Below are 12,972 nucleotides of genomic sequence, written 5' to 3' on the forward strand. Positions count from 1 at the left end.
CCCGCGGCTTCAACGTACAACGAAATAAAAATTCGATACAGGGCTTTTGAGCGTAGTTGTGTTTTTACACACTCTGGGCCGGTTGAATCCACAGTCGTTTTCTGCCTGTCGTGACAGGCTGAAAACTGTCCGCGGCAAGCCAATTGCAGTCCTCCGCGAAAAACTACAATCGAACAGCGGTTTTCGAATATGCCTATAAATCCCTAGACGGCTCACTCCGACGGCATTTGATTGTAGATAAGAATAGGAATTTCAACTGACAACTGTGGCTTGCGGAAAAAATGCACTTCAGAAAAATGCAAATTAACCGACATAGCAGGGGGAGCTTTATCAATCATGCCAAGGAACATCCATGCGATACCCACTTAAATTCGGTGCAATTGCAGTAACAATCGCATTCATAGCGGGGTGCGGTCCGAAACCACCTGGCTGCGACAACGAAACGGTAGCAAACATTATCGGCGATGATGTCAAGAGCCAGATTCGGCAAGTACTCATCGACAACGCTAGACCTATGGTAGGCGGGCCGAAGGTAGACGAAACGGAAATTCAATCCATCCTGTCGGAGTTCAAACCCAAATTAATAAGCACGCGTACCACCAAGGTCGATGCTGCGATCAACAAAAGTTATTGTGCCGGGAAAATAGCTTTCGATGTCTCGAAAGATGCACTCTCGCGCGCGACAAAAGGAATGGACCACAACAACCTCGATAGCTCAATGAATTTGCTACTCATGGGGGTTTGGACGCATTCTCCGAATGGAGATTTCGACGCATATGGAGCCAAAGCAGGTATTAAAACCGGAGAGCGTGAATATGCTCAGGACATCGAATATACCGCACAGCCTACAGATAATGGCGATCAAATGTATGTCGAGTTCAGTAAGTCACCGACCGTTACATCCTTTTTAGCGCAGCTGTCGTCAGCAGCCATCAACGGGAACCGACCTCCGAGACTAGCTCAACCAGTACCAGTTGCTAACAGCACAGACCCCGATAAATGCGTCGAAGGTAAGGTCGCAGAATTCCGTAGGAGCCAAGGTGAGGAAGCCCCTGTGATGAACGATATGCTCGAAGAATGGGAGCAGGATTGTGCTAATGGCCGGTAACTTTTCTAGCCGGAGACAAAATCGTATCGGTTGAGTCTGCACGAAAAGAGACTTTGAGGATGATCGCCCAATCTATTGGGTAATTGTCGAGAGAAAAAAAACCTCCGCACGCTCAGCGTGTGGAGGCTTTTTCCAATATGCGTTGATACCGCTTTCTTTTAGCGGTCTGCATCATCCTTGATTTAGGTTGACTGACTTCCTCAGGGCGTGAAGCGGACTGTCGCTTGGGCGAACTCTGAGCGGTTTGGTATTCTCGACAGGAATTCAATATATGAAATTAATGAATTTCTATTATCGCTGTTTATGACCTAAGTTGATTCAAGGACATGGAGAACCGCCCTTGAAATCATTAACACTCAACTCAGCTGAAAAGTTCGATAACACACGGGCCAATGAGTACGGACGACAGAGCCGAATTGCACTGGCAGGTTATGACGCCTGTCAGGACTTGGTGGCGTGCATGCTCGCGGCAAGCCTTGGAAATATGGGCTCGGCAAAAATACTGGTAGTCGGCGCTGGCGGTACGGCGCAGGAGATAATCGCGATGGCCAGGCTTGAGCCGGGCTGGCATTTCACCGCAGTTGATCCATCTGAGCCGATGCTTGAAACCGCGAAACAGCAGTTAGCCGTAAACAACGTGCTCGAAAGAACGGACCTGCATCTGGGGCACGTTGAAGACTTGGCGGCAGATGAGTCCTACGACGCAGCCACTTTGATCGGTGTACTCCATCATCTCGACGGGAATGATGCCAAAGGACAAATTTTACGATCCATTCGGGCTCGTCTGAAACCGGGGGCTGCGCTGATTGTCGCCGGCAATCAATATGCCTATGCCAGCCAGCCGTTACTCCTCGCCGCCTGGGGGCAACGCTGGCGGCAGCACGGAGCCAGCCCGGATGAAGTGAAGGTCAAGCTTGGTAAAATTCTTCAAGGAGCTGACCCTCCACATTCTGAGGCGGCGGTGCAGAAGCTTTTGCATGACGCGGGTTTTGGGGACGCTACGCGTTTTTTCAGCAGCCTGTTCTGGGGTGCTTGGTTGACGTGTAAATCACTCTGAACAGCGATGTGATAGGCCGTTGCTGGCCGATTATGGCTGTCGCGACCGAGAAAAAGTGAGAAAGCCCGTCTCGTTATGGGGGCGAAACGATGGTTGTCGCCCCCTGAAGCCTTGACCGGATCTAGCCCTGTTATTGCTTCAGCTGCCAGGCTGTAGAGCCGGCCGCGGCCTTGAACTTCGCGCGGTTTTCCGGCGTGGCCGGTGGTTCCGAGTCGCCAAAAATCGCTTTGAGCCAGTGGCCATCGGTCGGGTTCGGGAAGATGATGAACTTGCGACCGAACTGCTCCTTGTCTTCGATCATGAGGCTATTGCGTTGTTTAACGTCAGCAACGTAGTACTTGCGCTTGAAGTCGTTGAGGTTGTCACCCAGCATCACCACGACATTGTAATCCTTGGCGATCTCTGATTGACGTGGCTCCTTGTTGGAGCTTTCACGATAAACCGTCAGGTGTTTATCATCGGCAAACGGAAGATTGTTTTTCCGAAGATTCGCCAAAGCGTATTCGAAGGTTTTTTCGCCCTGGTCACGGCTGGTGACGTAAAAAACCTCAACACCCTTTGATTGCGCATAGTTCAAGAAATCCACCGCGCCAGGCGTGGCAACCGGACCATTGTCGGCCACCCATTTATCCCATGCGGCGTCGTCGAAAAACTCTTTGTCGGCATTGATCATATAGCCCCAATAGCTGTTGCTACTGAGCACGGTGTCGTCGACATCGCTGATGATCGCTAACGGTCGGTCGCCCGCTTTGTGGGCCTGGAGGGCTCGATCCAGCTGCATTCTTGCTACGTTGAACCCTTGATAATAAAGCGCTTCAAACTCGGCGGCGGTTTGCTTCCAGGCAACGGCAGCCGTTAAAAGATTTGAAGGTGGGCTGGCGACGTCCTCGGCAAAGCTGGGAGTCCCATGAAGCATCAGCAGAGAGAGGAACAAGGGGGAGATTAGGATTTTCTTTGTTTTTATTTTCACATTCGAGCCCTTAGAACACGGATTGAACAACTGTGGAAAATGCTGCCAAGGTGTTCTATATCAGCCCGTGTTTGAGCTCAATGCGGGTGTCGCATTTCTAGATCATTCGGGCGTAATTCCTGTCATTTATCTGTAATAAATTTGCAATGAGCTGAGTCAGCACCCGTGTCAGGAATACTTGCGAGTGACCGAACGAGCGCTTTTTGGCCGATTCTGTTGAAAAAGTCGGTTCTTCCAGATCGTCTGCATACTGACCGCTGACAATGCCTTTTTTTGCGCGCCGCTACGCGAAATCTGAGCCGGGAGTCCTCCGCTCAATGCAAAGATTTTAATCTCAAGCGTGTACTTTTCTACCGTGAAAACCATGGCCGACTTTTCAACAGAATAGGCCGATCCGTGCTGCTCGACCCAGTTCGACAGTTCCAGGATGGCAGCTTCCAGGGCGAGCAGGGAAGGGAGTAGGTCAGAGTTTGGCATCGCGAATTCTCCGTGGAGATTTCAACGTAGCAACGGGCAATAGTGCATGAAGGGACTGGTGTTCGGTCGGCAGGACGCCGGAGAGGGGGGTACGCAGATATAAAGCTGTCATTGATGGTATGCCCTCGGCTGTGGGTTTGTATCCGCAGGTATCCGCAACGCCCGCCGTTACCCGGGCATACAAAACCGCCGTTTCCCGACACCCGGGCGATACACGGCGGCCTTCCAATGGAACCACCGGCATCGCGCCACTTTCGGCGCGACCTGGCGTGGTTCAACTGGAGGAAAGACAATGTTGCGTACCCACACCCGTCACACCCTCGGCAAGCTTGGTCTGGTCCTGGCAGCCGCCGGGCTAGCCACCTTCGCGGGTTTCTCTCAAGCCCAGGAAGCTCAGCCGGCCCCGGCGATGAAAAGCTGGCAGCAGGGCCTGCATCGCACCGACCTGGTACGTGAAGACCTGGGTGCCGCCAACCGCGAAGTCCTTCAGGTGCTCGTGGACTTCGATCCGGGCGTGACGTCGCCCAGACATGCTCACTCCGGTGTCGAGGTGGCGCACGTGATCAGCGGCACCTTCGAGTATCAACTGGAAGGGCGGGCACCGGTGACGCTCAAGGCCGGTGATTCGTTGTACATCCCCGAAGGCGTTGCCCATGTGGCGAAGAACGTGGGCCAGGGTAAGGCTTCGGAGCTGGCGACCTACATCGTGAACAAAGGCGAGCCGCTGCTGATCCTGAAGGAGTAGGCGGGCTACCGGGTCATTGCGAACTGCAAACCTCCCACACACAACCGCGCAGCCAGCGATGCGCCGGGTCGGCATCCATGCGCGGGTGCCACAGCATCGAAACCGTGATCGCCGGGGTGGGGAACGGCAGGGCAAAGCAGTGCATCCCCTGGCACAGGTTGCCGACGTGCCGCTGCGGTACGCTGGCGACCAGGTCTGAAGCCCGCGCCAATGCAATCGCCGAAGAGAAGCCGGCGACAATGGTGGCGATGTCCCGCCTCAGTCCCAGCTCGTTCAAGGCGTCGTCCATGACGCCTTTTTCGTGGCCCCGGCGCGAGACCAGGATGTGCCGGGCGGCGGCATAACGGACCGCTGTCATCTCGCCGCGAGCCAGTGGATGGCCCTTGCGCACGATGCCCACGAACCGGTCGCGAAACAGCATCCGGGTCCGCACTTCCGGGCTGGTGGATTCGCCGATCACACCGGTTTCCAGGTCCACAGAACCTTCGCGCAGCAGGGTGCTGTCCTTGTTCAGCTTCTGCACGAAACTCAGGCGCACACCAGGTGCGTCCTGATGGAGGCGGGCGATCAGGGGCGGTCCGAAATTTTCCACGAAGCCATCGCTGGTGCGCAGGGTGAAGGTGCGCACCAGTTGGTTGAGGTCCAGTGCCTCGGCGGGGCGCAACACGGCTTCGGCGTCCTGCACCAACAGGCCGACGCGCTCACGCAGCTCCAGCGCCCGGGGCGTGGGAACCAGTCCGCGCCCGGCCCGCACCAGCAGCGGATCGCCGGTGGTTTCGCGCAACCGCGCCAGCGCCCGGCTCATGGCCGACGGGCTCAGGTGCAAACGCTTTGCCGCGCGGGCCACGCTGCCTTCTTCGAGCAAGACGTTCAGGGTGATCAACAGATTCAGATCGGGCATCGAATCAATTCCTGTGGGAGCGGGCTTGCTCGCGAAGGCGGTGTGTCAGCCAACGTTAATGGTGAAGCTGACGGCCTCTTCGCGAGCAAGCCCGCTCCCACACTGGGTTGTGGGTAGGTGGCGTTATATGCATGTATACAGTGCAAATGCTGCGTCTTCCGCCATGTTATGGCCAGGCTTAGGCTCGGGACAACCCTTTGCGGAGTCGCGAGAAAATGAAGTCCATATCGATCCGGGGCGCCTTGGCCAGCCTGTCGTTATCCATGCTGCTGTCGTCCCTGGGCACCAGCATTGCCAGCGTGGGTTTACCGACATTGGCCGAGGCGTTTTCAGCGTCGTTCCAGGCCGTGCAGTGGGTGGTGCTCGCCTACTTGCTGAGCATCACCGCGCTGATCGTCAGCATCGGCCGGCTCGGCGACCTTCTGGGGCGGCGGCGCTTGCTGCTGATCGGCATTGCGCTGTTCACCGTCGCCTCGCTCCTGTGCGCCCTGGCGCCCAATCTGTGGCTGCTGATTGCCGCCCGGGCCTTACAGGGCGTCGGCGCGGCCACCATGATGGCGCTGACCATGGCGCTGGTGAGCGGGGCGGTGCCCAAGGAAAAAATGGGCAGCGCGATGGGCGTGCTCGGCACGATGTCGGCGATTGGCACCTCGCTCGGCCCGACCCTTGGAGGTTATTTGATTGCCAATCTGGGGTGGCAGGCAATTTTTCTGGTCAATGTGCCGGTGGGTGTTTTGGCGATGGGGCTCGCGCTCTACTTTTTGCCGAGTGATCGCAGTGAGAAGAGGGCGGATCGAGCGGGCTTCGATGTGCCCGGCACGCTGGTGCTGGTTCTGATGCTGCTGGCTTATGCACTGGCGATGACCATTGGGCGTGGCACCCTGGGGCCGCTGAACATGACGCTGTTGCTGGCGACGGTTTTCGGGCTGGGCGTGTTTGTATTCGTCGAGCACACGGCCGAGTCGCCTCTGGTTCGATTGACGATATTCCGTAACTCGCGGATGAGCGCGGGATTGGTCATGAGCATGCTGGTGACCACCGTGGTCATGGCGACCATGGTGGTAGGGCCGTTTTACCTCACTGGCGCACTGGCGTTGGATGCAGCGAGTGTCGGGCTGGTGATGTCGACGGGGCCGTTGGTGGCGGCGCTGGCAGGCGTGCCGGCGGGCCGGTGGGTCGATCGTTTGGGCACGTATCGAGCCAGCACGACTGGATTGATCGCCATGTTGACCGGCGCTTGCATCCTGCCGGCCTTGCCAATGACGTTCGGTGTGCCCGGCTACATCGTGCCGCTGGCTGTCATTACCGCCGGTTATGCGCTGTTCCAGGCGGCCAACAATACCGCCGTCATGCTGGAAATCGAGGCGCGGCAGCGAGGTGTTGTGTCCGGATTGCTCGGCTTGTCGCGCAATCTCGGATTGATCACGGGCGCCTCGGTCATGGGCGCGGTGTTCGCCTTCGGCACGGCCAGCGGCGATATCCTGCAGGCGCAACCCGAGGCAATCGCGCAGGGGATGCGGTTGACGTTTGCGGTGGCTGCGGGGCTGATTCTCGTGGCCCTGGTGCTGGGCGCGATCAGCAAAATCGTTTCACGTCGCTTGATTGCGCCGTGCTGAAAAACGGCGCGACTGTCGTGAAAACGACCTGTTTGCGCTGAACGCGAAGCCTTGCGAGTTTTCTATTGAACGAGTGTTCAGTCTGGACTATGTTGGGGCCACCTTCCCCCGGCTGGTTGCGGGCTTGCGTTTCTTCAATTCGAACGAGGCACTGGCATGCGGTTTTCACCCTTTGTTGAACGGATCAGTGGCCAAGGCGTTGCCGCCTGGGATATCCACTACGCGGCCAGCGCGGCACAGCGCAAAGGCGAGGACGTGATCATCCTCAGCGTCGGCGACCCGGATTTCCCCACCCCCGATTTCATTACCGATGCCGCGATCCACGCCTTGCGTGAAGGCGATACTCACTACACCGAAATCGCCGGTCGCCAGGCCTTGCGCGAGGCCATTGCCGGCCGCTACAGCCAACTGATCGACCGCGAACTGCAGGCGTCCAACGTCATTCTCACGGCCGGTGCGCAGAACGCCTTGTTCGCCACCTCGATGTGCCTGCTCGGTGCCGGCGACGAAGTGATTGCCTTCGATCCGATGTACGTCACCTACGAAGCCACGCTCAAGGCGTCCGGCGCCACGCTGGTGCGGGTGCCCTGTGCGGCGGACTCGGGTTTCCGCCTCGATGCCGCCGTGCTGGCCAAGGCCATTACCCCGCGCACCCGGGCGATTTTCTTCTCCAACCCGAACAACCCCACCGGGGTGGTACTGGGGCGCGAAGAGCTGCAAGCCATCGCCGAACTCGCCATCGCCCATGACCTGTGGGTGGTGGTGGACGAGGTCTATGAGAGCCTCGCCTACGAGCGTGAACACTTGAGCCTGGCGGCGTTGCCGGGCATGGCCGAGCGCTGCGTGGTGATCGGCAGCCTGTCCAAATCCCATGCCATGACCGGTTGGCGCATCGGCTGGGTCGTGGCCAATGAAGCCCTGGTCAATCATGTCGAAACCCTGGTGCTGAGCATGCTGTACGGCTTGCCCGGGTTTGTCATGGAAGCGGCGCTCAAGGCCGTGCAGTCCCATGACGACGTCACCCACGGCATGCGCGAGATCTATCGTCGGCGCCGCGACCTGGTGGTATCTGGCCTGGCGGATTGCCCGGGCATTAGCGTGCTCAACCCTGATGCCGGCATGTTCGTGCTGGTGGACGTGCGCGGCACCGGCCTGACCTCGCTGGAGTTCGCCTGGCGCCTGCTGCGCGAGGCCGGTGTCTCGGTGCTCGATGCGGCGGCATTCGGTGAGCCGGCCCAGGGGTTTGTACGGCTGTCGTTCACCTTGAGTGACGAGCGCCTGGCCCAGGCCTGCCAGCGCATTCGCGGCTTCGTCCAGGTGCTCAACGGTGAAGCGCCGCGGCCGGTGATCGGCACGGTGACCAGCACCGCCACCGTCGAACCGGTCGCCGCCAAGACCATGATCGAGGTCGATGGCCTGCACAAACGCTTCGGCAATATCGAAGTGCTCAAGGGCGTTTCCCTGACCGCCCGCGAGGGCGACGTGATCTCCCTGATCGGTGCCAGCGGCTCGGGCAAAAGTACCCTGCTGCGCTGCATCAACATGCTCGAAGTGCCGGACCAGGGGCGCATCCTGGTCGATGGCGAAAGCATTCACCTCAACCAGAATCGTCCCGGCGCTCCGCTGGTGTCGGACGCCAAACAGCTGGTGCGCATCCGTTCCAGCCTGGGCATGGTGTTCCAGAACTTCAACCTCTGGCCCCATCGCACGGTGCTGGAAAACCTTATCGAAGCGCCGACCCAGGTCCTGCGTGAAAGCCGTGCGGAGGCCACAGAGCGGGCCGAAGCCCTGCTCGAACGCGTAGGTCTTGCGGCCAAGCGCAACGAGTACCCGGCGTTTCTCTCCGGGGGACAGCAACAACGGGTGGCCATCGCCCGGGCCCTGGCCATGCGGCCCAAGGTCATGCTGTTCGATGAACCCACCTCGGCACTCGACCCGGAACTGGTCGGGGAAGTGCTGCGGGTGATCCGCTCCCTCGCCGAAGAAGGCCGGACCATGATCCTGGTGACTCATGAAATGGCTTTCGCACGCGATGTCTCATCCAAAGTCGCCTTTTTGCATCAAGGGCTGATCGAGGAAACCGGTTCGCCGGACGAAGTGTTCGTACACCCACGCAGCGAGCGTTGCCGGCAATTCGTCAACGCTCATCAGACTCGCTAACTCATCATAAAAAGACGGGAAAACAACATGGGAAATCGACGTTTTGCAAACTGGTTGACCGGTGCGGCCTGCGTAATGCTGGTCGGCATGAGTGCTGCTCAGGCGCAACCGATCAGGTTCGCGGTGGCAGCGGAACCCTATCCGCCGTACACCGAAAAGCAGGCCAACGGCGTGTGGAAAGGTTTTGAAGTCGACCTGATCCACAAGCTGTGCAGCGAAATGAAAGCCGAGTGCGAGATCAAGGAAGTGGCGTGGGACGGCATCATTCCATCGTTGCTGGCGAAGAAGATCGACGTGATTTTCTCGTCAATGTCGGTGACCGAGGAGCGGGAAAAACAGATCGCCTTCAGCAAGGCTTATTACGACTCGGTGATTGCCGTCGTCGGCCCGAAAGAAGCATCGGTGAAGAAATACCCGGATGACCTCAAGGGCAAGATCATCGGCGTGCAGAACTCGACCGTGAGCGCCAGCTACCTGAAGACCTACTACGAAAAAATTGCCGACGTTAAGTACTACGACACCCAGGACTCGGCCAACGCCGACCTGATTGCCGGGCGCATCGACCTGATGATGGCCGACGGCACCGCCATGGCCGCGTTCATCAAGACCCCGGATGCCAAGGACCTGGCCTACCTCGGCACCGTGCCTTATGACCCGATCTTCGGCAAAGGCGTGGGCGCCGGCCTGCGCAAGGACGACACCGAACTCAAGGCCAAGCTCGACAAGGCCATCCAGGAATTGCTGGCGAGCAAGGACTACGACGAGCTGTCCCAGAGCTACTTCGGCACCAGCGTCAAGCCTGCGTTCTGACGACGGGTTAAACGTAGATCCCCTGTGGGAGCGGCTCGCGAAAGCGGCGTATCAGATACATAAATGTTGACTGACACACCGCTTTCGCGAGCAAGCCCGCTCCCACAAGGGACAGTGCAGGACCGCTGACTGGAGACTGAAATGCCGGCAATGTTCGATCTGATCAATTTCACCGAGCAGGGATGGGGCAGTGCGCTGTTGAAAGGGCTCTGGATGACCCTGCAGATTTCCGCCGGGGCCTTTGTGCTCGGGCTGGCCATCGGGCTGGTGGTGGCGTGCCTCAAGCTTGGCGCGCCGAAGCCGATTGCAGCGCTGATGCGTGGCTACACCACCTTGTTCCGGGCTGTTCCGGAGTTGCTGCTGATTCTGTTGCTGTACTACGTCGGCTCCATGCTCCTCAATTCGCTGATGACCCATCTCGGCTACGGCGTGGTCGATGTCAGCGGTCCGCTGGCGGCCATTGTGGTGCTGGGGTTGGTGCAGGGCGCCTACGCCTCGGAGATTTTCCGCGCGGCGATCCAGGCGATTCCCTTCGGCCAGATCGAAGCGGCCAAGGCGTTCGGCCTCAACGGTTTCGGCCTGTTCCGCCGGGTCACGCTGCCGATCATGGCGCCCTATGCCATGGCCGGGATGGCCAACCTGTGGATCAACCTGATCAAGGACAGTGCACTGATCAGCGTGGTTGGCACCAACGAGCTGCTATACACCGCCAAGCAAGGTGCGGGGTCGACGCGCCACTATCTGTTGTTCTACCTCACGGCTGCGGCGCTGTATTACGCAGTGACGCTGGTGTCCAACTACCTTTCGGGACGGTTGGAGCGACGCATTCGTCGCTGGATGCCTCTTGTTGACTGAACCGGCAGAGAGAATGAAATGATTCCAGCGTGGATAGTTGAATACGCGGCACTATTGGGCCGGGGGCTGCAAACCACCCTCACGATTTTGTTGATCGCCAGTGTGTTGGGTTATGGCCTGGCGGTGTTGGTGGCGCTGGCGCGGATCTCGAAAAACAAGGTGATCGCCAAGGTCAGCCTGTTCTACACCAGCGTCACCCGCGGCACGCCGTTGCTGATCCAGATCTACATTTTCTACTACGGCCTGGGCAGTCTGTTTGCCCAGTTCCCGCTGATTCGCGGCAGTTTCCTCTGGCCCTACCTGCGCGATGGTTACTGGTACATCGTGTTTGCCCTGGTGGTGTCGGTGGGGGCTTATGTTGGCGAAGTGATTCGCGGTGGCCTGCTGGCGGTGCCCAAGGGTGAAATGGAAGCGGCGTCGGCCTTCGGCATGACGGCGCGCCAGTCCTTGCTGCGGGTGCGCTTGCCCCGGGCGATGCGCTTGCTGTTACCGACCCTGGCCGGGGAAACCGTGATGCTGCTCAAGTCCACGGCGCTGGCCTCGACCATCGCCGTGATCGATCTGCTCGGCGCCGCCAACGTGGTCCGCGCACAAACCCTGCAAGTGTACGAACCCTTGTTGCTGGTGGCCGGCGTCTACGTCTGCCTGACGTTCCTGATCGAGGCGCTGTTTGCCTTTGCCGAGCGGCGCGGGACGCCCGTACGCAGGTCGGCCTGATGAGTTCTCCAACCGTTGACCGCTCGCTGCAAGGCATCGGCCTGTGCACTTTGGGCTATGCGTTCCTGGCGTTGCAGGATGCGGTCATCAAGTGGCTGGTGGCCGACTATTCGGTGGTCACCATTCTGTTCTGGCGCGCCGCGGTGGTGGTCGTGGCGGTGCTGCTGGTGGGGCGCCTGCGCCTGATCCAGCGAGCCTGGCGCTCGCCGAGCCGGCGTCTGCTGGTGGTGCGCGGGTTGCTGTCGATTGTCGCCTGGGTGCTGTACTACACGGCGGCCCGGGACCTGACCCTGGCCGAGATGACCACCCTGTATTTTTCCGCGCCGATCATGGTCACGGTGCTGGCGGCGGTGATACTCAAGGAGCGCGCCGGCGGCTGGCAGTGGTTCAGCCTGATCATCGGTTTTGTCGGGGTGGTCATTGCCTGTCGTCCCGACAACATGACCGATCCGTTGCCGATCGTCCTGACCCTGCTGGCGGCGATGTGTTGGGCATTCACCTATATCCAGCTGCGTCAGGTGGATGAGCAGACCTCGGTGCTGGAGCAGATGCTGATCACCAACGTGGTGTTCGTGATTTGCATGGCGGTCGCCTTGCCCTGGACCCACACGCCATCACCGACGCCGGCCTGGCTGGGCATGCTCGGCGCCGGCCTGGTGGGCGGCATCGGTCAGTTCCTGTTGTTCGCCAGCTTCCGCCGCGCCACCGCGACCTTGCTCGCGCCGTTCGAATACACCGGGCTGATCTGGGCGTTTGCCCTGTCGAGCCTGATCTGGGGCACGCTGATGGACATGTCGCTGATGATCGGCGCCGGGCTGATCGCGGTCAGCGGCACCCTGGCGATGATCTTCGGCCGGCACCCGTCACAGGACGTCGTCGGTGCTGAATGCTCCGTGACGCAGCCCCTTTATCCAGCAACGGCAGATGTGCAGGCCGTTGGCGGCGCTGAAGGTCTCGGGGTTCAGGCACCACTCGAGCCAGAGACCGTCGAGCATCGCCGATAAGCCGATGGCGGCCAGGCGCGTGTCGTGAATCACGAAACCTTCGCTGGCGGCCAGCCCGTCGAGCAACTGGCGGATCAGGTCGAGGTAGGCGCGGTAGCTTTTTTCGTGGGACTGGCTGACGTGTTCGGAGTGACGGATCAGGCTCCAGAACACCACCCACACGCCGAGCAGTTTCGGGTCCATGACCCTGGGCGAGAACGAGCCTTCCAGGAAAGCATCGATCTTTTGCGCCGGTGTCTGGGCCTGTTCGATTTCCTGGAGCAGGGCGGTGGTCAGTTCGCTGGCGAGCCGCTGGTAGGTGTCGGCGATCAGTGCCTCGATGCTGCCGAAGTGATGGTTGAGCAACCCCACGGAGACCCCGGCCTCGGTAGCAATACGCCGCACGGAAATCCCGGCGTGACCGTCGCGGCCCAGGCAGCGCAGGGTGGCGGCCACCAGCATTTCGCGACGGTCTTCGGGTTCGGCGCGGCGGTTTTTCGGGGCATCGGTTGTCACAAGGCTGTCCTTGGGTGAGGTTCCACGATGCCGAGCTTAGTTGAACGTCTGTTCAAT

12 protein-coding genes and 1 pseudogene are annotated in these 12,972 nt (G+C 59.5%); 9 read left to right on the forward strand and 4 right to left on the reverse strand.

Going from position 1 to position 12,972, the window contains the following annotated elements; genetic code table 11:
• Positions 1–352: 352 nt before the first annotated feature.
• Together ACM6G4_RS06535 and ACM6G4_RS06540 are read left to right on the forward strand one after the other, a co-directional pair.
• The gene (locus ACM6G4_RS06535; RefSeq protein WP_056727421.1) at positions 353–1,108 is read left to right on the forward strand and encodes a hypothetical protein; all 756 of its coding nucleotides are present in this window, start codon (positions 353–355) and stop codon (positions 1,106–1,108) included.
• A gap of 340 nt (positions 1,109–1,448) precedes the next feature.
• The gene (locus ACM6G4_RS06540) at positions 1,449–2,165 is read left to right on the forward strand and encodes a class I SAM-dependent methyltransferase (protein WP_414913301.1); all 717 of its coding nucleotides are present in this window, start codon (positions 1,449–1,451) and stop codon (positions 2,163–2,165) included.
• A 130-nt stretch (positions 2,166–2,295) separates the two neighbouring features.
• Here the strand turns inward: ACM6G4_RS06540 and ACM6G4_RS06545 are convergent, their stop codons facing one another.
• Both ACM6G4_RS06545 and ACM6G4_RS06550 read right to left on the reverse strand, forming a co-directional pair.
• A complete protein-coding gene (locus tag ACM6G4_RS06545) occupies positions 2,296–3,135 on the reverse strand; it encodes a 5'-nucleotidase, lipoprotein e(P4) family (RefSeq protein ID WP_414913302.1) in 840 nt (279 codons plus the stop codon).
• A gap of 168 nt (positions 3,136–3,303) precedes the next feature.
• Positions 3,304–3,612 (reverse strand): hypothetical protein, encoded by a 309-nt coding sequence (locus tag ACM6G4_RS06550; protein WP_414913342.1) that lies wholly within the window; start codon positions 3,610–3,612, stop codon positions 3,304–3,306.
• 292 nt (positions 3,613–3,904) lie between these two features.
• Between ACM6G4_RS06550 and ACM6G4_RS06555 the strand changes: the two genes are divergently transcribed.
• The gene (locus ACM6G4_RS06555) at positions 3,905–4,357 is read left to right on the forward strand and encodes a cupin domain-containing protein (RefSeq protein ID WP_414913303.1); all 453 of its coding nucleotides are present in this window, start codon (positions 3,905–3,907) and stop codon (positions 4,355–4,357) included.
• A 13-nt stretch (positions 4,358–4,370) separates the two neighbouring features.
• Here the strand turns inward: ACM6G4_RS06555 and ACM6G4_RS06560 are convergent, their stop codons facing one another.
• Positions 4,371–5,258: a LysR family transcriptional regulator gene (locus ACM6G4_RS06560; RefSeq protein ID WP_414913304.1), complete on the reverse strand. Its 888-nt coding sequence runs from the start codon at positions 5,256–5,258 to the stop codon at positions 4,371–4,373.
• Between the two features lie 215 nt (positions 5,259–5,473).
• Between ACM6G4_RS06560 and ACM6G4_RS06565 the strand changes: the two genes are divergently transcribed.
• The 6 genes from ACM6G4_RS06565 to ACM6G4_RS06590 all read left to right on the forward strand — a co-directional run bounded on the left by ACM6G4_RS06565 (position 5,474) and on the right by ACM6G4_RS06590 (position 12,420).
• Positions 5,474–6,874 carry an MFS transporter gene (locus tag ACM6G4_RS06565; RefSeq protein ID WP_414913305.1) on the forward strand — a complete coding sequence of 467 codons (1,401 nt, stop codon included), beginning with the start codon at positions 5,474–5,476 and terminating at the stop codon, positions 6,872–6,874.
• A 156-nt stretch (positions 6,875–7,030) separates the two neighbouring features.
• A complete protein-coding gene (locus ACM6G4_RS06570; protein WP_056727409.1) occupies positions 7,031–9,034 on the forward strand; it encodes an aminotransferase class I/II-fold pyridoxal phosphate-dependent enzyme in 2,004 nt (667 codons plus the stop codon).
• A 27-nt stretch (positions 9,035–9,061) separates the two neighbouring features.
• A complete protein-coding gene (locus ACM6G4_RS06575) occupies positions 9,062–9,844 on the forward strand; it encodes a transporter substrate-binding domain-containing protein (protein WP_223541814.1) in 783 nt (260 codons plus the stop codon).
• 141 nt (positions 9,845–9,985) lie between these two features.
• Positions 9,986–10,699 (forward strand): ABC transporter permease, encoded by a 714-nt coding sequence (locus tag ACM6G4_RS06580; protein WP_056727405.1) that lies wholly within the window; start codon positions 9,986–9,988, stop codon positions 10,697–10,699.
• An 18-nt stretch (positions 10,700–10,717) separates the two neighbouring features.
• Positions 10,718–11,416: an ABC transporter permease gene (locus tag ACM6G4_RS06585; RefSeq protein WP_056727404.1), complete on the forward strand. Its 699-nt coding sequence runs from the start codon at positions 10,718–10,720 to the stop codon at positions 11,414–11,416.
• Positions 11,416–12,420 carry a DMT family transporter gene (locus ACM6G4_RS06590; protein WP_414913306.1) on the forward strand — a complete coding sequence of 335 codons (1,005 nt, stop codon included), beginning with the start codon at positions 11,416–11,418 and terminating at the stop codon, positions 12,418–12,420. Before ACM6G4_RS06585 ends, ACM6G4_RS06590 begins: the two co-directional genes overlap by 1 nt.
• Here the strand turns inward: ACM6G4_RS06590 and ACM6G4_RS06595 are convergent.
• Positions 12,376–12,861 (reverse strand): annotated as a pseudogene (locus tag ACM6G4_RS06595) (TetR family transcriptional regulator C-terminal domain-containing protein); the annotation flags it as partial. The gene ACM6G4_RS06590 and the pseudogene ACM6G4_RS06595 overlap by 45 nt on opposite strands.
• Between the last annotated feature and the right edge of the window lie 111 nt (positions 12,862–12,972).

Source organism: Pseudomonas sp. IT-P258 (assembly GCF_949767825.1).
GTDB classification, from domain to species: Bacteria; Pseudomonadota; Gammaproteobacteria; order Pseudomonadales; family Pseudomonadaceae; genus Aquipseudomonas; species Aquipseudomonas monachiensis.

Coding starts and splice junctions, on each gene's coding strand:
- ACM6G4_RS06535 (WP_056727421.1), top strand. CDS start 353: ATGCGATACCCACTTAAATTCGGTGCAATTGCAGTAACAATCGCATTC.
- ACM6G4_RS06550 (WP_414913342.1), bottom strand. CDS start 3,612: ATGCCAAACTCTGACCTACTCCCTTCCCTGCTCGCCCTGGAAGCTGCC.
- ACM6G4_RS06555 (WP_414913303.1), top strand. CDS start 3,905: ATGTTGCGTACCCACACCCGTCACACCCTCGGCAAGCTTGGTCTGGTC.
- ACM6G4_RS06560 (WP_414913304.1), bottom strand. CDS start 5,258: ATGCCCGATCTGAATCTGTTGATCACCCTGAACGTCTTGCTCGAAGAA.
- ACM6G4_RS06565 (WP_414913305.1), top strand. CDS start 5,474: ATGAAGTCCATATCGATCCGGGGCGCCTTGGCCAGCCTGTCGTTATCC.
- ACM6G4_RS06570 (WP_056727409.1), top strand. CDS start 7,031: ATGCGGTTTTCACCCTTTGTTGAACGGATCAGTGGCCAAGGCGTTGCC.
- ACM6G4_RS06575 (WP_223541814.1), top strand. CDS start 9,062: ATGGGAAATCGACGTTTTGCAAACTGGTTGACCGGTGCGGCCTGCGTA.
- ACM6G4_RS06580 (WP_056727405.1), top strand. CDS start 9,986: ATGCCGGCAATGTTCGATCTGATCAATTTCACCGAGCAGGGATGGGGC.
- ACM6G4_RS06585 (WP_056727404.1), top strand. CDS start 10,718: ATGATTCCAGCGTGGATAGTTGAATACGCGGCACTATTGGGCCGGGGG.
- ACM6G4_RS06590 (WP_414913306.1), top strand. CDS start 11,416: ATGAGTTCTCCAACCGTTGACCGCTCGCTGCAAGGCATCGGCCTGTGC.